The organism is Kamptonema sp. PCC 6506, assembly GCF_000180455.1.
Lineage (GTDB): Bacteria > Cyanobacteriota > Cyanobacteriia > Cyanobacteriales > Microcoleaceae > Kamptonema > Kamptonema formosum.
In genome coordinates this window covers 19,506-38,514 of the sequence record NZ_CACA01000301.1, presented here as the reverse complement: position 1 = coordinate 38,514, position 19,009 = coordinate 19,506, and the positions used below count along the sequence as shown (strand labels likewise).

Below are 19,009 nucleotides of genomic sequence, written 5' to 3'. Positions count from 1 at the left end.
TGGTATGCAGCCAGTAGGAGAATCGGGCGCTATGGATCACTGCCAGCGTGTGTTTGCGATCGCACTGACTAATTTAGTAAAATTATTCATTAAAAGGAAAGCTAAATAATGTTCAAAAAACTTTTAGAGGTAGTCGGGGAGAGGTTTACCAAGGTATCTCCCTTAGAATGGGAACCAGACTTTATCATCATCGGCGTTCAGAAAGGGGGTACCAGTTCCCTTTACACTTACCTAACTCATCATCCCCAAGTAGCTGAGGCTCGTCAAAAAGAAGTACATTTTTTTGACTTAAATTTTGAGAAAGGAATAAAATGGTATAGATCGCAATTTCCCAGTATCGGCGACGGAACCCAAAGACTAAACTGTGAAGCCAGCCCTTATTACATCTTTCACCCCTGCGTTCCCCAACGGGTGTACGATGTATTTCCCCAAGTTAAGCTGATATTATTACTGAGGAACCCAGTAGACCGAGCAATTTCTCACTACTACCATGAAGTCAGACTAGGATTTGAAACTCTATCACTAGAAGAGGCGATCGCAGCCGAACCCATCCGACTCGAAGGCGAAATCGAAAAATTAATCGCCAGCGAAACCTACTATAGTTACAATCACCAACACCACACCTATTTATCACGCGGCATCTACGTAAATCAACTACCAATGTGGATGAAACTCTTTCCCAAAGAACAAATTTTAATCCTCAAAAGTGAAGACTTATATACAGATCCCGCCGCCACTTTCAACACCACCCTAGAATTTTTAAACTTACCTCCTCACCAATTAGAAAACTACGAAAAACATAACAGCGGCGAGTACCCCCCCGTCAGCGAAGAATTATATCAACAATTGAAAGACTATTTTCGACCTCATAACCAAAGATTAGCAGAATATTTAGGCAAAGATTTCGGCTGGGATTGAAGATTTTGCTAATGGCTAATGGCTAATGGCTAATTGCTAATTATTGTCATTGCGAACGAAGTGAAGCAATCTCCCTGAGACTAAAGAGATTGCTTCGCTCCGCTCGCAATGACATTGTTGATTTTTGTCCAGCTACTTAACAATTAAAATGGTGGCAAATCTGGGTCTTCCCAATCATCTAAATCAGGCGAAATTTCAATAACTCGATCCTTCGCATCTGATACAGCATCATTAACTTCCAACTCAGGCGGTAACTCGATAACATTCCGCTCTAATTCCCCCGTAAAATCTGCCTCACCCGCAAGATTAACCGCTTCCCCGCCAAACATATTCGCCAGTCGCTCAACCGCCTTCGCCACCGCCTCCGCATCAGCACGAATTGCCACCGCCTGCGCGTTACTTTGACTACCTTGTTGTTGTTTCCACCCCTGCTCTGAAGAGTCTATTTGTTGCACCGACTCCGAAATATGTGATTCTATTTTTGCAGGTAAAATCTGTTGAATTTCATTACTAGAAGTATTGCTAATTTTGCCAACATCGCCCTCCGGGAGTGACTCTTTGATAATCCCAGTATTACTTTCCGTACCTGCTAATGCTAATCTGACCGCCACCTGACAATTGAAGACTTTATGAAAAGCACTTTCAATCTGTGGAATTCTATCTTTAGCTGCCTTTAATAATGGCTGTGTAGTTAGCCAAATAATTGCTATTTCACCATCAAAAGAAGCAAGAGATGCGTGTTCGCGCAGCAGTGCTTGAGTCAAAGGTTGATGAATTTCACCTAGTATCCGTTGCCAAACTTCCTCATTTTTAAGTTCTTCCCCCATTGGTGGATTGGAAGGTAGAGGGGATGGGGAAGGTGGGGAAGATGGGGGGGACGGGGAAGATGGGGGAGATGGAGGGGATGGGGAAGATGGGGAAGATGGGGAAGATTTAACTTCTTCATTTCGCCCATTTCCCCCATTCCCCCTCACCTCTGCTCCCCCGCTCCCCCGCTCCCCCGCTCCCTCGCTCCCCCGCTCAACAGCTCCTTGCGGCTGAGCTTTTAATGCCGAAGGTAACAATCCTAACAGCGTCATTTCTAACCATAAACGGGGCTGAGTAGTATTCTTAATTTGCACTTCACTACTTTGTAAGTGCTTCTGACTAGCTAATATCATCTCAACGTCCCAACCCTTAGAAAAATCACAAAGTTTTTCCCAAGTTTGCTGAGTCAAAGCTACTAAATTGTAACGTTTAGGAGCAGTTTTAGCTATTAAAAAATCCCTGTAAAAACCCGCAAGATTTTGAAGCACTAACAGCGGTTCTCGACCGCGATCCATTAAGTGACGCACGCAGTCTATAACTGTTTCAGTTGTATCTGATGCAATTGCTTCTAACAGTGCCATCAGATCGTTTTCAGGTACAGCACCGACTAAATCCCAGACTTTTTCTACTGTGACTTCCCCTGCAAGTAGGCTCAATTGATCGAGTAAACTTTCAGCATCTCTGAGTCCGCCTTGGGCGATTTGAGCTACCATTTGGACGGCATCAGGAGCAATATTAATGTTTTCTTTCTGGGCAATTTCTCGCAGATGATTTGTCATTGCTACTACGGGGATTCTGCGGAAATCAAATCTTTGACAACGGGAGATAATAGTTGGTAATACTCTTTGAGCGTCAGTTGTGGCTAAGACAAATACTACGCGATCGGGTGGTTCTTCTAACGTTTTTAATAGAGAGTTGAATGCTGACACGCTGAGCATATGGCACTCATCAATAACATAAACTTTGTAGCGACATTGTACAGGTGCAAATTGTGCTCTTTCTATTAAATCCCGAATGCTATCTACACCCGTATTACTAGCAGCATCAATTTCGATCACGTCCAACGTTCTACCTTCAACAATTCCTTGACAAACATCGCATTTTCCGCAGGGCGTTGCTGTGGGGACATTGCCGGCAAGACAATTGAGAGATTTGGCTAAAATCCGGGCGCTGGAGGTTTTACCCGTCCCTCTGGGCCCCGTAAACAAATAAGCTGGGGCGATGCGGTCTTGGCGGATGGCGTTGCTTAGGGTTTGTGCGATCGCTTCTTGACCAACGAGATCGGCGAAGGTCTGAGGGCGATATTTGTGGTGTAGGGGTTCGTAAGTCACAACGCAGTAAAAATGCTCAATTAGAAATTAAAAATCAAAATTAAAATTGTTCTCAAATTTAAGCTATACTAATGTTTTACTATAAACTATGATAATGAGAATGACAAGTTTTTTCACCGTTTGAATTATAATAGATTATAGATTTTTTACCATTCCTGTCATCGGGTGCAGCTACGGGACAGAATAGGCCGGAAGTTTTCTGGCAGTTGAAGATCGAGTATGGATTACTGGGTGTGACTGCTTCCAGTTGTAGAAAAATGTCAATTTTGGTAGCAGTAGCACCCCAAGCCGTAATCAGGGGAATTCTAGAAATACAGTGTCAAATTCTACCCTTTACAGCCTATGTCAACCCAAATCATCCTTGTAGAACCAAGGTTGGCAGCAGCCTCTCCTAAGCCGATTCCGGTTAAATCAGGGAAGTTTCCTTCAGAGCAAATCTGGATGGGAGCATCAGGGTTACTGTTTTTACTGCTCGTAGCTTTAGCAGTGCTTGCCAAAATGAAAATAGACGATTTGACTAAGAAGCTCAAGTTTGAGGAATTTAGAAATCGGGAGATCCAGAAAAAATACAAAATGGCTCTCGAAACAGTCGGAAAAATGGAAAAAAATCCCGACTTAATCCACTCGCGAGATTTTAACTTAGATTACTTAAGAATGCGGATGGCAGAAGAGGTATTCCATTTTGGCATTGTTAATCAAATTAAGGTCAAAGTAAAAGATAAAATTAGCGTTGCTCTGCGTCCAACTCAAGGCTCGGCAGGAGAGAAAGTCGGGAATGCTGGCACGGGTAGACAAGTAGATTCTCAGTTTGATGTGGAATATGAGACGGGTGAGCCCAGAGGTGAAGTTAAAAAACGAGTGCTTTTCCGCATTCAAATTAAGCTGATGAAATTGCCGACTCAAGCAACTTCTCAAACGATTAATCAAATTATTGACTGTCTGGAAACTTATCTGAGCCCCTCAGACGATCATGACAATTGGCAACCCACAATTCAAGGTCGGATTGTCCATATTGAATGGGATCAAAAGGCAAAGCCTACTCCGCTGCTGGTATTGGAACAATCAAATGAAGGAGTAAATGTTACTTTTCGGACTACGAGAACGCCTGGGGGTAGGATTAGCGAGGTGGAAGAAAAGCAATTATCTGCTGCTAAGGGAGGAGCTAAGGGAGGAACTAAGGGGGGAACCAAGGGAGGAGCTAAGGCTGCCAAAGCTGGTAATAAGCGCCCAGGCGGTAGGAAATGAGTTTTTTTATCTGCTGATAGGGGTTGTTGTGAGGGCCGCAGTTTGCAGGCGGCCATCTTCCATGTGGATAATGCGATCGGCAACATCTAAAATTCGATTGTCGTGGGTAACGAGCAAGATGGTAGATTGTTGTTCTTTAGCTAAACGCTGCATAATTTCTACTACATCTCTACCTGATTTACTGTCTAAAGCTGCTGTCGGTTCGTCTGCTAATACTAATTTGGGGTGGCTGACTAAAGCTCGCGCGATCGCAACTCTCTGTTTTTGTCCCCCGGAAAGATTGTCGGGATAATAATCTATTCTATCTCCTAACCCTACATCCTCAAGCATTTTTACAACTCTAGCATTGACTTCCTGGTTAGAAATATAGTCGTGTAGCTCCATCGACATTTGTACATTTTGCCGCGCTGTTAAGCATTTGAGCAAATTATGAGCTTGGAAAATATAGCCAATATTACGTCGAATTTTTATTAATTCGTTTTTCTTTCCTCCTCGCACTTCTTGACCGATTATTTTCAGGCTGCCTTCTTGCACTGAACGCAAAGCTCCAATCAAAGTTAATAGAGTTGTTTTCCCAGAGCCAGAGGGCCCCGTCATAATCACAATTTCTCCAGGGTAAATCTCTAAGTTAATATCAAATAATGTCTGTTTTTGGAGTCCCCCTTCCCCAAAGTAATGATTGAGATTTTCAATGGCAATTACAGGTAAATCATTCATGGCTAATGGCTAATGGCTAATTGCTAATGGCTAATTGCTAATTGCTAATTGCTAATTGCTAATTGGGGAAAAATTCTCTCCCTCTCCGAGTTGTAGGGTGGGCGCTCGCCGCAAACAACCTTGTAATTTATAGCGATAGATAGTTAGCGGCGAGCGCCCACCTTACCTTTAATTACTACTTCGTTACACCCAACCTATAGTTAACAGTTAACTGTTAACAGTTAACTGTTAACAATTAAAAAATATCAGCGGGATCGGCAGCACTAAGTTTTCGGACTGCCACTGCACCTGAAGCACAACACATTACAAATGTCAATATCAAAACAGTAATAGCTTTCGCCACTGTCATGTACATTGGCAAACTTGTAGCCGTTCTACCTAAATTATAAAGAACAGTAGAAATAGCAAATCCTGGCAAATAACCAATGATTGCCAAAATCATAGCTTCTTGAAACACCACACCCAAAAAGTAGATATCCTTATATCCCATAGCCTTGAGCGTAGCGTACTCTGGCAAGTGATCCGAGACATCAGTATAAAGAATTTGATAAACAATCACGATCCCAACTATAAATCCCATCCCTGCTCCCAAAGTGAAAATAAATCCAATTGCTGTACTTTCCTCCCAATATTTTCGCTCAAGCTCGACAAATTCTTCTTTTGATGTAATCCTCACGTCATTAGGCAAACTCTTCCTCATTTCACTAACAACTTTCTGAACATCAGTTCCCGGCTTTAAGTGAACAATTCCTATATCAATTATTCCTTTTACCCGTTTTCTGAAAATTCTCAAAAAGTTTAAATCGCTAGTAACTATATTTCCATCCGCACCGAAGGAAGCACCTAAAGTAAATAAATCCCCCACTTTGATCCGGCGATCGTCTATTTCTGTTTCTACAATCTTTCCGGCTTTAAAATAATCTTTAATAGGACCAAACTCAGGTCGCGAAGCATCATCAAATAAAATTACATCTGAAATTTTGATTTTATCTTGGTTCTCGATAACACTAGGCAAATCAATTACGTGATGGGACGGATCGAAGCCAATTACCATAATTGAGCGAGTATTACGTTTTTGGGGGTCAGGATTTTTCCAGAGCCCAAAGCCGATATATAATGGGCTAACTGATTCTACACCTTCAAAAGCAAGAGCTTGATACAAACGCCTTTGAGGAAAGCTTTTCATTGCGATCAAAGCTGTAGACTGGGGACTTGTCAAAAAAATGTCGCCGTCTAATTTAGAATGAAAAGTGATGGCACTTTCAAATAGCGCATCCCTAAATCCAAACTGCATAAACATTAGTAAATCGGCAAAGCCAATCCCAGCTATTGCTACTAATAAACGGGTTTTCTCTCGTGTTAGCTGCAACCAAGGTAGAGGAATTTTTAGAAGCATATTTTTTAGTGTTTAAATAGAGATTTTCACTTCAACCTGTAAGTTAGTTAGGTTAGTAACTTTCTCACTGGCATCTGGATCGAGGCGAATTTTGACTTCAACAACTCTAGCATCTGTATCGGCTGCGGGGTCAGTATTAAGGACATCTTTTTTGCCGATTTGTTTGCCAATTAAATCGACTGTTCCCTCTAATGTTCCTTTCAAAGCACCACTGGTAATAATGGTTCGCTGACCTCGACGAATTAGACCGATATCCGTTTCATAAACCTCAGCGATTACATACATTTGATTGGTGCGGCCGAGGTCAACGATGCCATTTTCAATAGAAATGCGTTCTCCTTGTCTGGTGTTGATTTTTAATATTTGACCGTCTGTGGGGGCTTTTACAGAGCTTAAATCAAACTCTGCTTGGGCTTTTTCTTTGGCCGCGATCGCGCGTTCGACTGCGGCAGAAGCCGCTTGCACGTCTTCGGGTCGAACTTCTGCAATTTTATCGAGGGTAGCTTCCGCTTGATTAATCTGTGCAGGGCCAGTTTCTAGTATTTGGTTGAGTTCAGCTTTTGCTTGGTTAACGTCTTGAGCTAATGTTTCTAGAGTTTGGTTTAATTCAGCTTTTGCTTGGTTAACTTGCGCTCTACCAGTTTCTAGTGTTTGCGTCAAATTTGCCTGGCTTTCCTTAATTTGTTGTTGCAGCGTTTGCACGGTTTTGTCAAGGTTAGCTTTGGCTTCTTTAATTCTCTCAACTCCTGTTTCTACTGTTAAGCGTTTGCTATCGTAAGCGGAAGCTGAAATCGCTCCAGTTTGATATAGTTCTAAATTGCGTTCGTCTTCTGCGGTTGCATTTCTTAATTCCGCTTCTAAGCGGTCAATTGTGGCATTGCGAGCCGCAATTTCTCCTCGCAATTGAGCTTGAAGGTTGGCAAGTTTTGCTTGTTCTACCTGAGTTTGCCTTTGCAGTTGAGCCTGAAGTCGGGCAAGATTAGCCTGGGCTACTTCTGTTTGCCTTTGGAGTTGAGCTTCTAAACGAGCAACTTTGGCTTGTTGAGCTTCGGTTTCTCTTTGAAATTGAGCTTCTAAACGAGTAATTTCTGCTTGTTGAGCCGAGATTTCTCCAGTTTTGGCTCCGGCTTTAATTTTAGCTAATTCTGCTAGTTGGAATTTAACTTCTTTTTCTGCTTCTTCTAATGCTGCTCTGAGCCGATCGCGACTATCTAAAATCGCAATTACTTGCCCTTCCCGCACGCGATCGCCTTCTTCCACTCGCAGTTGATCTATTTTCGACCCCTCCGACAGAGATGGGGCTGCTACTTTAATCACTTCCCCCTTCGGAGACAGCCGCCCTAAAGCTGTGACAGTTTTCGCCGCTACTGGGGTGGGGACACTAGCGGGTACAGCGGCGGTGGAGGCTGAAGGTTCTGACTTTCTCAGTTTAGACGCTTGCCAGAAACCTAGTAGCGCGATCGCAATGGCAGCCGCGATCGCTAACAAGACAGTCCACCGTCCCGCAGGCTTTGAGAATGTTTTATCTTTCGGCCATGACTCCTTTCCCATAATCTTAAATTAAGACATACTTTCTTAGTGGGTGGCGGACTTATTTAATTGTAAATGACAGCGCTCTTTATCCCGTTAGTTATTTGAAATTTGCAGGAATGTGGATTGATTTATCAAGGCTCAGAGTGCATATTTAGAGCCGATGTCTATTGATAGATTTACGGACATCTCCTTTGGTTTTTATGGTAAAATTTACGTAGGATTGCTTAGAGCCACCTTGAAATCCTCAGTAAAAACCGCATCAAATAGTACAGTTCTCATGTAGCGATCCGCCCATTCTGACCCAAAAGCTTTTTCAAGTACCCGCCGGGTTTTGTCGTTCTGTTGCTGTTGGGTGCAATAATAGGTTTGAGCAGCCGCGATTTCGGCTTGTTTCTCAGTAGATACCGGTTTTGAGGCGATCGCCAGTTGACAGTTTATTTCTACGTAGGACTCCACCATCGACAAAAACTGAGCTTCTTCTTCCACCGAACTCGGTCGCACAAATAGGCAAAATTCTGAGAAAATATCGCCCCAGTCTGGTACTTGGCGGTACTCAGAAAAATTGTTCTTGGGCAATGTACTTAGGGCGCTGCGGTAGCTCTCCGGTAAACTACGGTCAGCACTTAGAGGTGAGAGATCCGCGATCGCAGCACTAATGACTCCCCGCCCCGCCACTATATCCGTACCAAACATCGGTAAAGCATAGTTCGATCTAGGGAACATCACGCAGTGCAAAATATCCAGGTTTGACCCCACCTTCGCCAATTCCAAGTGAATCTTACGGAACTGGGGGGTTTGGAAACACTTATTTTCAATAATCAGTTTTTCTCCCTCCAGGCGACCTTCCACATAGCCCAGCTCAGCAGGTAGATAGTATGGTTCTAGGTCTAGATAGCGTTTCCAGACTGATTCCATCCGGTCTGCTAGCTGACGGATCAAAGAGTGTTGTTCTCTCCGTAGAGAAGATGGTGATGTTTCTAACATTGCTAAACAACTCCAATAAAATTTTATTTTGTGCTAGTGCAGTCTGGCTCCCAGGCTTGTATATTTGAGCATATCAGGAAATCCGTGCGAAAATTAACCAAAAATCTCCACTTTCAATGGCATTTTACCCTTAGTCCTCGGCACTTTGTATCTTTCTGAGACGATCGAGTTTTATTAAAAGTGCGATCTTCTTTTTATTCTTTGCCTAAATCTACTTACGTAACGCCGCCCTCTGGGCGGTGATTCTACCGCCCAGAGGGCGGCGTTACATTTATCAAAAAAATAAAATTGTCTTAACCGACGAAAGCGGTTACTATACCTTAGAATTTTAACCGCAGATCGATGTTAATTTAAAGAAAGCTTATAGGAGAAAAGTATGTTTGGTTTAGGATTGCCCGAATTAGGAATTGTCGCCTTTGTTGCTCTCTTAATATTCGGCCCCAAAAAACTCCCCGAATTAGGAAGCGCGATCGGCAAAACCTTACGAGATTTCAAAGAAGGAATTCTCCCCCCTGAAACAGAACCCGCCGACTCGGAAGAAGGAGAAAAGAGGGGCTAGGGGCTAGGGACTAGGGGCTAGGGAAGAGGGGGAAAAGAGGGGCTTACGATGCTCCGATGCTCCTATGCTCAGGAAGAAGAGAAAAGAGGAGCTAGGGGCTAAGAGGAAAGGGGAAAAGAAGGGCTAGAGACTGGGGGAAGAAAGGTCTAAAAGTTAGTAATTAAGAATTAAGCTTTTTAAGACGAAAAGAAGAAGTAATCTCCATCTCACCTCTTCCCTAATTCCCTAGCCCCTCATCTTCCCTAGCCCCTAGCCCCTAGCCCCTAGCCCCTTCTTCCCCTAGCCCCTAACCGCTAAAAGCGGTTGCTATATTTTCCCAGTTGTCCTGAAGAGCTATAAGAGCTACGTATTTTGGAGTTAGCACCCACCCATTTTCTTACAATCATTGCGGCAAACCCTAACAGGATGGGGATGGGGAGCGAAAGCTGTTACCTAAATTAGCGCGATCGCGAGGGTGCGTTGCTGCCAAGTACTACTTTCTCACAAGTGAGTTAAGGTTTATGCAGTTCAAGAAAGTGGCTCTTTTGACTCTGGCTGCCCTCGCATCCCAGAATTTAACTGGCGAAGGCAGCAGCTTTGCTAACTCTCCAATCTCTAATCCCGATACGCCCCAAGGGAACTACAAAGCCGATCGCGCTGGCGATACCGCACCTGTACCAATTCAATCTGTTAGCGCTCCTGAAACCCTGGCCAGCGAACAATTTACTGCTGGAAATGGGAGACTAGAAGCTTCGGAGGGATGGCTAATGGCTGCTCAACCTGAGTTTTCTGTAACAGCAAAATCGGTGGCAATGGCGAATGTAGGCATGGCGACAGTACCAAGTCAGGATGCGATCGCGACGGCGCTTAAAGAAACTTGGCTGGCAAAACTGGTAGAATTAAGTGCCGATCGCAGTCCCCAAGTCCGCGAGGCGATCGATGCGATCGCTCTCCGCACTAATACCGATCCTCAGTCTGAAGGCGCTTTTAACAATACCGTCACTCTTCTCAATGCTTTATTAATTGTTTCCACTCTCTTACCTGGTGTAACAATTGCTTTCTTTTGGCTAGTGCGAAGACTGGTAGTCAGAGAGTTAATTGCCGATGCGAATAAGCGGCTTAGAGGCATTGGAGTAATGGAATCAGAGTTGAAGACTTCTAGCCAACTTTCTCAAAGATTAAAAGAAGAATTAGAAGCCCAAATGAGTGCGGCTAAACAGTCTGTTGAATTTATAGCCAGAGAAGCTGAACTTTCAAGGTCTTCTATTGACCAAATTGAAACCCTAAAATCGCAGTTTTTAATGCACTTGCAGGTTTTGCTGACAGAAGTTTATCAAACCAAAGCACAAACTATGCAAGAACTGACTCAGATTCCGGCTGCGGCGAGGCAGGAAGCTATCAAATCAGAATCTCAGTTAGAGGCTAATAATTCCAGATCGAACGTTGTTCCCTTCCAAAAACCCCAAGAAAGTTTAATTGCTGACGATTACGTAAAACAAGGAGAAGCGCTTTATTTAGAAGGTCGTTATCAGGAAGCCCTGGTAAGTTTTGAGAAGGCAATTTTAATGAATGCCGACATAGATGAAGCTTGGTATAACCGAGGAAACGTATTAGTAAAAGTGCAGCGATTGGAAGAAGCGATCGCCTGTTACGATCAGGCAATCGGACTCAATCGCGAGTATTACGAAGCCTGGTACAATCGTGGTAACGTTTTAATGAGATTACAGCGCTACGAAGAAGCTGCTGCGGCCTACGACCAAGCGATCGCCCTCAAACCAGAAGAATACGGCCCTTGGCACAACCGCGCCGCCGCAATGGGAAGATTGCAGCGTTATCAAGAGGCGATCGCCTCCTACGAAAAAGCCCTGAGTATTAAATCCGACGATCCCGAAGTGTGGCACAGCAGAGCCGCCATGCTAGGGAAATTGCAGCGCTACGCAGAAGCCGTCGCCTCCTACGATCAAGCCCTAACTATCAGAGCTGACAGGTACGAGACTTGGTACAATCGAGGTAATATGCTGTGGAGATTGCAGCGCTACAGCGACGCGATCGCCTCCTACGACAAAGCGATCGCCCTCAACGCCGATAAATACGAAGTTTGGTACAATCGCGGTGCAGTCTTAGGGAAATTGCAGCAATACGAAGAAGCGATCGCCTCATACGATCGCGCGATCGCGCTCCAGCCAAACGATCACGAAATTTGGCACAACCGAGGCGTAGCTTTCGGGAGACTATCAGAGTACGTAGAAGCGATCGCATCTTACGAACAAGCTATAGCCATTCAGCCTCAATGCTACGAAGCTTGGTTTGGCAAAGGCGAAACCTTCGCAAAATTGCAGGAATATGAAGAAGCGATCGCAGCTTACGATAGAGCGATCGCCATCAAACCCGAATCCTACGACGCTTGGCGACACAGAGGTACAGCCTTCTCAGAACTAAAACAGTACGAAGAAGCAATGATTTGCTACGACAAAGCGATCGCCATCAAGCCAGATAACGCCCAAGCTTGGCGCGATCGAGGAGCCCTACTATCAGAATTAAAACAGGATTCAGAAGCAGTAGCATCCTTGAGCCAAGCCATTTCTATCCAACAAAATTCAGCCAGAAACCCCGATAATTCTGTACAACAAAACAGTAGCACTGAATCTCGATCAGCAGTTTCAATGTAATTTTTTTGAGGGGCTAGGGGCTAGGGGCTAGGGGCTAGGGGAATAAGGGAATAAGGGAATAAGGGCAGAGAATCTATGGGGTAGGAAATCATAACGTCCTAACTGCCAAGAAGGTTACTATAACAGTTATCAGTTACAAGATTGCAGGCTAATTGCTAATTGGTAATTGTTAATTGCTAATTGTTAATTAAATAGCACCTACCAATCCTGCTTAAATATCGCCCTTATTTCTTAGTCCGCGTAGGCGGACTTTGTTTGTATAGTAGCGGTTTCAACCGCCAAACAACTACTCACTTACAATCCTCTTTCCTACTTACCTTAGTCTAATTTAGCTTCAGCTTTTACGTAATTCTACTTAAAAGTTCCACAGGAAAATTCAGACGATCTTCATGATAATCTCTTTCCCCAATTCAACCTTACTACCCTTCCCATCTTTGAAAAAAGCAACTAATTCAGGAACCTTTTCGACACCATTACTTCTAAAGTAGAAATGGAACAAATAATTCCAGAGAATCTTAATTTAAGCTCAAGACATTTTCCCAGATAAATCTCTACAGGTGCTTCTACCAAAGGCACAAATAACTAACCTGTGGAGTTCACAAAATGCCCAATATAAATGGTACTCTCGGCCCGGATGTTCTTCCTGGAAATCTATCTGACGGTAGGACAATTTCTCTAATTGAATTAATCGGTGACGACACCCTTAACGGCCTTGACGGCAACGACGTTCTCAATGCCATAGATGGAAATGACCTAATCTTTGCCGGCCCCGGCAATGACATTGGTAACGGCAACGACGGTAGCGATACAGTCTATGGCGGTAAAGACGATGACCAAGTTTACGGCGGTAAAGGCACTGACTTAGTTAGGGGCGACATCGGTAACGATAGCGTCTTTGGCAACGACGGCAACGACACCATCTTCGGTGGCAAAGACAATGACACGATGTACGGGGGCAAAAACAACGACCAACTACTAGGCGACCTTGGGGATGATATCCTCTACGGCGACCTCGGTTCCGATACAATGAGCGGCGGTGGCGGCAGCGATATTTTCGGGATCGGGCGGGTGGGCGATGGTAAACCAACTGCTACAACTGGCGGCCCAACTGTCTCCGATGCCGACGTAATCACGGATTTTCGCACCAACGGCAACGATATTATTCAGTTGTTCGGCGGCTTGCAATTTAGCGATCTCCAGTTCATTGATGGTACAGGCTTTAACGGCATTAGCATCGGCAACACCCTAGTTCGCGATGTAGGAACTGGCGAGTATTTAGTCAATATGGTAGGTTTTACCGCTGCTCAATTGAGCGCGAATCCTGCCTGGTTCCAGTCCGTCGGAACGCCTACACCAACCCCAACACCAACTCCGACCCCTACGGGGACTTCTGGCCCTGGCATTTTGAACTTCGGTCAGCCTACTTACAGCGGTACAGAAGGCAGCACCGTTAGCGTTGGTGTTTTCCGTACCGGTGGCAGCCAAGGCGCAATATCGGTTAACTATACCGTTGCTCCGGGGGGAAGCAATAATCAAGCCAGCCTGAATGACTTCACAGTTGCCCAACCTCTGACAGTTAATTTCGCTAACGGACAAACTTCCGCCCAAATCAGCTTTAATCTTACGGCTGATGGTATAGCTGAAGGAACTGAAACAGCGATTCTGCAACTTCAGGCCCCAACTGGTGGCGCAACCCTGGGTACTTTGCCTGCATCCAACCTAGTTATTTCCGACCAGGCAACTACAGTTAGCCCGACACCTACACCTACGCCGGGAACCACTGCTTCAAGTATTTTCAGCTTTAGTACCAGTAATTACTCTACTCCCGAAGGTACTGCCGGTACGGTGACAGTTTTGCGAACGGGAGATACTGCGAGTGCTGCAACTATTGGCTACGGTACTGTTGACGGTTCGGCTTCTTCTCCTGCGGACTATACCCCAACTACGGGTACGCTAAACTTTGCGGCCGGTCAAACTAGCGCAACTTTCAGTATCCCGACTATAACTGATGCGCTTAGTGAAGGCTCTGAGACGGTAAATGTCTTCCTGAACAATGGCAATGTCGGTACTGTCAATCCCGCAACGCTGACGATTTTTGATGGTGGAACGGGGGTAACTCCAACTCCTCCGACTCCAACTCCAACTCCAACCAGCGTTTTCCAGTTCGATCAGACTAATTACACTGTGAATGAAGGTGGCCAAGCAACGATTACGGTGACTCGCACTGGCGGTACTGCGGCGGCTACGATTAATTACGCCACTGTTGATGGTTCGGCTAGTTCTAGTGGAACTGCACCTGACTACACGGTTGCAGCGGGTTCTCTGAACTTTGCGGCTGGACAAAATAGCGCCAGCTTCACAGTTCCAGCCTTGACTGATACCTTGACTGAAGGTGCGGAAACTGTGAACTTGGTGCTCAGTGGGGGTACTGTAGGCAGCAATCCGTCTATCTTGACAATTAATAATGTTGCGTCAACGGGAACGACACCGACTCCGACTCCGACACCGACACCGACTCCAACAACATCAACTACTGGCCCTAGTGTGTTCTTCTTTAGTGCCGCTACTTACAGTGGTAATGAAGGTAGCACTGCTAACGTCACAATTAATCGTTCTGGCGATTTGACAAAGGCAGCAACAATTCTATTCAGCACTGCTGATGGTTCGGCTACAGCTTCTCAGCCTGATTACGTTGGTATCAGCACTGTCTCAGTGAACTTTGCCGCTGGTCAAGCTAGTGCGACGGTTGGTGTGCCGATCATCAATGATACTGTGCCAGAGTTGACTGAGACTGTCAACTTATTCCTCAGCGGTGGTTCTATTGCTAGTCCTTCAGCAGCGGTTCTATCAATTCTAGACAGCAGCGGTGGGGCAAGTAATGGATTCTTTTACGGTACGTCTGTTTCGCCTACGACTGACGGTGGTACTGGAAGCTTTACAATTAATCGGCCAAGCGGTGTGGGTACAGCATCAATTGACTTTTTGATTGCAGCACCGGGTGGTGGTCAACCTGTGTACCTCACTGACTACTCTGTTTCCGGCACTTTCCTCCCTAACTCCAGTAATAACGGTGGTACTGTGAATTTTGCTAATGGTCAAACCAGCGTTACCCTTTCATTGATTGATATTGTAGGTGGTACTGCTGGTACTGTGAACTTAGGTTTCGGCGCTGGTACTATCGGTAATCCAGCATCAACCTCAATTACTATACTCTAAGACTGTTAGTAGTTTACTTTTCTTGTTCTAGTGTGTTTTCTTTCCAGATTTGGTTTATATGCCACCTCGTTTGGGGTGGTTTTTTATTATTGAAAACTCTCTCAGACTCCACATGGAAACGACGAAAGGATGATTTGATCGGGGGAGATATTCCCGCATCTCCCCTAAGTTTGGGTGAGAATAATACAAAGCTAGGGAATTAGATTACATTCAAACATTTTATTGGCAATTGGCCCCGCAACTCGATTGATAAATTGCTGACGCATCTCAGGATTTTTCTGTAACATTTCCAGAGCTTTTGCCTCAAGATCGGCTTTTTTCCCCGCCTCAGTTTGTGCAGCAGGTGCAGACTGAGACTGAGGTTGCATCTGGGCGACTTCTTCGCAGGAAGCTTTTTGGTATTTTTCAATAGCGAGATTGGCGGCTATATCCAACAATGCTTCCTTGGGTGTGTTTGCACAGGAACTTACAACTATTGCCATAGAACTTAAAGCGCCTAGAAACAATAGATGAGATTTTTTCATGAATTTCTCCTCTCTAGGGAATGAATTTGCACTCGAACATCTTATTGGCAATTGGCCCCGCAACTCGGTTGATAAATTTCTTCCGCATCTCAGGATTCTGCCGCAACATTTCAACTGCCTTAGCCTGGAGAACTGCTTCTGGTGTCCCGGAAGTTGAGGAACTCCTGTTAGCCTGGGGTTTCATTTTTGCTAACTCTTGACAGGAAGTGCTTTGGTATTTTTTGATGACGAAATTGGATACAATATCTAGCAAGGCTTCTGGATCTGGCAATGCAACTTTCTCACTGGGTAAGGAGGGTTTCTGACTGGGTTTTGGGCTGGTGGGGGGTGCAGATTTCTGAGGCGGAGGTGGAAGGGGAGGTACTGGTTGTAGTAAAGCCTTGCCACTAATTCCTATAACCATGACGATGGAAGTTAGAGTCGCTAGAAACAGATGTGATTTTTTCATGACTTGGTAACGAGAGATTTTTTTTAATTTATCACATAATTGCAATCTAGATCATAATTTTATCTATTGCCTGTTGTACTTTATAAATACAATAGATTGAATATTACATGAAAAAATGGTAAAGTTATGCCAAATGCTGAAAAAGGAGAATAGTTATGTCTGTTCAGATGCAAAGACGGCTGTTCACAGTACAAGAATATCACCTAATGGGTGAGGCTGGTATTTTTGGTAATAATGAACGGGTGGAACTCATAGAAGGAGAAATTATTCAAATGGCAGCAATTGGTAAGCGTCATGCCGCCCGTGTCGATCGCCTTGCAAATTTCTTTTACGAACGAGTACAAAGACGTGCTATTGTCCGGGTACAAAATCCGATTTGTCTTGATGATAAATCTGAACCACAACCTGATATTGCTTTAGTACAACCTCGTGCTGATTTTTATGAATCAGCTTTGCCAAATAGTGAAAATATTTTGCTTTTGGTAGAAGTTGCTGATAGTACTGTTGATTACGATCGCGATGTGAAAGTACCTAACTATGCTCGTTCTGGGATTCAGGAAATTTGGCTATGGGATTTAGAGGCTAATTGTCTAGAAGTTTACCGTTTGCCTACGGCTAATGGCTATAGTTCAATCCAAAAATTTGAAGGAGGAGAAATATTTTTACCATTTGCTTTTCCTGATTTTGAAGTGAGTGTTGATTTGATATTGAGTTAGGAATATTAGCCAGTTAGTAGGTTAAATATTACTGGCAATAATGGTAAAATAATATTAAATACTGAAACAGGAGAATAATTATGTCTGTTCAGATGCAAAAACGGCTATTCACAGTGCAGGAATATCACCTAATGATTGAGGCTGGTGTTTTTGCGAATAATGACCGAGTAGAATTAATAGAAGGGGAGATTATTGAAATGGCTGCAATTGGAACTCGTCATGCGACTTGTGTACGGCGACTGATTCGCCGTTTTAGCGTGATTCCAGAAGAAGCAGCTATTTTGGATGTTCAAGACCCAATTCAATTGACAGAAAGAACTGAACCTCAGCCAGATTTAGTATTACTACAACCTCGTGCTGATTACTACGCTACAGCACATCCAATGCCATCAGAAGTATTGCTTTTGGTAGAGGTTTCTGATAGCACTATTGATTACGATCGCGATGTGAAAGTACCTAACTATGCTCGTTCTGGGATTCGCGAAATTTGGCTGTGGGATCTTGAGGCTAATTGTTTAGAAGTTTACCGCGAACCGATGGCAAATGGTTATGGTTTAATGCAAAGGTTTGAGCGAGGAGAAATAGTTTCACCGCTGGCTTTTTCTGATTTTGAAGTGAGTGTTGATTGGATATTGGGTTAAAATGATTCCTTGTCTGACTATAATTGTCTGCACGAGTTATTAGAGCAGACTTTCAAGCCTACAGTAATTGAGATCGGTTACAGGAAATTACTAACTTGACAAGATGAGTTGACAATTAGCGTGATAGCTAGTTTACTAAATTAAAATTACTCAATTATAGCCAAAGGATTGACAGAGATGTTCAGCGATAAAGATAAATCAATTGTAGCTTTATTTTCAGGTTGTGGAGGGCTAGATTTAGGCTTTTCTCAAGCTGGCTTTAATGTCATCTGGGCTTCAGAGTATGATAAAGATATCTGGGAAACCTACGAAAATAACCACCCGGATACATTTCTTGACAAGCGCGATATTCGAGCAATTTCTTCAGCAGAAATACCTGACTGTACGGGAATTATTGGCGGGTCGCCTTGTCAAAGTTGGAGTGAGGCGGGAATGCAACGAGGTATCGATGATTATCGCGGTAAGTTATTTTTAGATTACGTCCGTATTCTTAAAGAGAAACAACCTTTATTTTTTGTGGCGGAAAATGTTTCTGGGATGCTACACACTAAACACAAGTTGGCATTTGGTAATATTTTAGCGGCTTTTGAAGAAGCTGGCTATGTCATCGCTTACAAGTTGCTGAATGCCATGTACTATAATGTGCCTCAAGACCGGAAAAGAGTGATTTTTGTTGGCTATCACTTAAGTTTGAAAAGGCGTTTCAATTTTGATTGGGTGGGGAAATCGCGACGCATTCTTACCCTAAAAGATGCCATAGGTGATTTGCAAGAATCGGTAATTCCTGCTTTATCGCCTAACAAAACAAATGGCAATGATTGCTTGGTACCTAACCATGAATACATGACAGGAGGTTTTTCAAGTATGTATATGTCGCGCAACCGAGTTCGCTGTTGGAATGAACCATCTTTTACTATTCAAGCAGGTGGTCGCCATGCGCCAATTCACCCGCAAGCAAATAAGATGATTCGGGTAGGAAAAGATGAATGGATATTTGATGTTAATTCCCGGCAATCTTACAGAAGATTATCGGTTAGGGAGTGTGCTAGAATTCAAACATTCCCTGACGATTTCATTTTTTACTATCAGAACTTAGCTGCTGGTTATAAAATGATTGGGAATGCGGTTCCTGTTAATTTTAGTTATGCTGTGGCACAGGCTATTTACGAGGATTTATTTAATGAGAAGCAGGAGTCAAAAGAGAGGGAGGAATGTAGTACCTATATTTAAGCTCTTCCTTAAAGATTTTGCCTAAGACTGCTCTCCATAATGGCTTTTATCTAGTCTTGTACTTAGCATAACTCTCGAACTCAGCTTAGAAACGCG

The 19,009-nt window shown here is 43.9% G+C and carries 15 protein-coding genes; 8 read left to right on the top strand and 7 right to left on the bottom strand.

Annotated elements, in window-relative coordinates:
• Positions 1–108: 108 nt before the first annotated feature.
• The gene (locus OSCI_RS17925) at positions 109–918 is read left to right on the top strand and encodes a sulfotransferase domain-containing protein (protein ID WP_007356482.1); all 810 of its coding nucleotides are present in this window, start codon (positions 109–111) and stop codon (positions 916–918) included.
• 143 nt (positions 919–1,061) lie between these two features.
• Here OSCI_RS17925 and OSCI_RS17920 read toward each other — a convergent pair whose 3' ends face one another.
• Entirely contained in the window at positions 1,062–3,056 is a 1,995-nt protein-coding gene (locus OSCI_RS17920) for a DNA polymerase III subunit gamma/tau (protein WP_007356481.1), read from the bottom strand.
• Positions 3,057–3,398: 342 nt separating this feature from the next.
• On the opposite strand from OSCI_RS17920, the gene OSCI_RS17915 reads away from it, so the two are divergent.
• The gene (locus OSCI_RS17915) at positions 3,399–4,301 is read left to right on the top strand and encodes a hypothetical protein (protein ID WP_007356480.1); all 903 of its coding nucleotides are present in this window, start codon (positions 3,399–3,401) and stop codon (positions 4,299–4,301) included.
• Positions 4,302–4,307: 6 nt separating this feature from the next.
• Here OSCI_RS17915 and OSCI_RS17910 read toward each other — a convergent pair whose 3' ends face one another.
• The 4 genes from OSCI_RS17910 to OSCI_RS17895 form a co-directional block, all read right to left on the bottom strand.
• The gene (locus OSCI_RS17910; protein ID WP_007356479.1) at positions 4,308–5,018 is read right to left on the bottom strand and encodes a DevA family ABC transporter ATP-binding protein; all 711 of its coding nucleotides are present in this window, start codon (positions 5,016–5,018) and stop codon (positions 4,308–4,310) included.
• A 235-nt stretch (positions 5,019–5,253) separates the two neighbouring features.
• The gene (gene devC, locus OSCI_RS17905; RefSeq protein ID WP_007356478.1) at positions 5,254–6,414 is read right to left on the bottom strand and encodes an ABC transporter permease DevC; all 1,161 of its coding nucleotides are present in this window, start codon (positions 6,412–6,414) and stop codon (positions 5,254–5,256) included.
• 12 nt (positions 6,415–6,426) lie between these two features.
• Complete coding sequence (locus tag OSCI_RS17900) at positions 6,427–7,965, bottom strand: efflux RND transporter periplasmic adaptor subunit (protein WP_007356477.1); 1,539 nt, start codon at positions 7,963–7,965, stop codon at positions 6,427–6,429.
• Between the two features lie 192 nt (positions 7,966–8,157).
• Positions 8,158–8,931, bottom strand: coding sequence for a phycocyanobilin:ferredoxin oxidoreductase (locus tag OSCI_RS17895; protein ID WP_007356475.1), 774 nt, complete (start codon positions 8,929–8,931; stop codon positions 8,158–8,160).
• Between the two features lie 376 nt (positions 8,932–9,307).
• Here OSCI_RS17895 and tatA point away from each other — a divergent pair, with 376 nt between their 5' ends.
• From tatA to OSCI_RS17880, 3 genes are all read left to right on the top strand, one after another.
• Positions 9,308–9,490, top strand: a complete 183-nt coding sequence (tatA, locus tag OSCI_RS17890; protein WP_007356474.1) for a twin-arginine translocase TatA/TatE family subunit — start codon at positions 9,308–9,310, stop codon at positions 9,488–9,490.
• Between the two features lie 500 nt (positions 9,491–9,990).
• Positions 9,991–12,138, top strand: a complete 2,148-nt coding sequence (locus tag OSCI_RS17885) for a tetratricopeptide repeat protein (protein ID WP_007356473.1) — start codon at positions 9,991–9,993, stop codon at positions 12,136–12,138.
• A gap of 603 nt (positions 12,139–12,741) precedes the next feature.
• Complete coding sequence (locus tag OSCI_RS17880) at positions 12,742–15,354, top strand: Calx-beta domain-containing protein (protein WP_007356471.1); 2,613 nt, start codon at positions 12,742–12,744, stop codon at positions 15,352–15,354.
• A 191-nt stretch (positions 15,355–15,545) separates the two neighbouring features.
• Here OSCI_RS17880 and OSCI_RS17875 read toward each other — a convergent pair whose 3' ends face one another.
• On the bottom strand, positions 15,546–15,878 hold the full coding sequence (locus tag OSCI_RS17875; RefSeq protein WP_019487493.1) for a hypothetical protein: 333 nt from the start codon (positions 15,876–15,878) through the stop codon (positions 15,546–15,548).
• Positions 15,879–15,891: 13 nt separating this feature from the next.
• A complete protein-coding gene (locus tag OSCI_RS31575; protein WP_007356469.1) occupies positions 15,892–16,326 on the bottom strand; it encodes a hypothetical protein in 435 nt (144 codons plus the stop codon).
• 155 nt (positions 16,327–16,481) lie between these two features.
• On the opposite strand from OSCI_RS31575, the gene OSCI_RS17865 reads away from it, so the two are divergent.
• The 3 genes from OSCI_RS17865 to OSCI_RS17855 all read left to right on the top strand — a co-directional run bounded on the left by OSCI_RS17865 (position 16,482) and on the right by OSCI_RS17855 (position 18,913).
• Positions 16,482–17,042, top strand: a complete 561-nt coding sequence (locus tag OSCI_RS17865) for a Uma2 family endonuclease (protein WP_007356468.1) — start codon at positions 16,482–16,484, stop codon at positions 17,040–17,042.
• A gap of 80 nt (positions 17,043–17,122) precedes the next feature.
• Positions 17,123–17,683, top strand: coding sequence for a Uma2 family endonuclease (locus OSCI_RS17860; RefSeq protein ID WP_007356467.1), 561 nt, complete (start codon positions 17,123–17,125; stop codon positions 17,681–17,683).
• Between the two features lie 177 nt (positions 17,684–17,860).
• Positions 17,861–18,913: a DNA cytosine methyltransferase gene (locus OSCI_RS17855; RefSeq protein WP_007356466.1), complete on the top strand. Its 1,053-nt coding sequence runs from the start codon at positions 17,861–17,863 to the stop codon at positions 18,911–18,913.
• Positions 18,914–19,009: the final 96 nt, after the last annotated feature.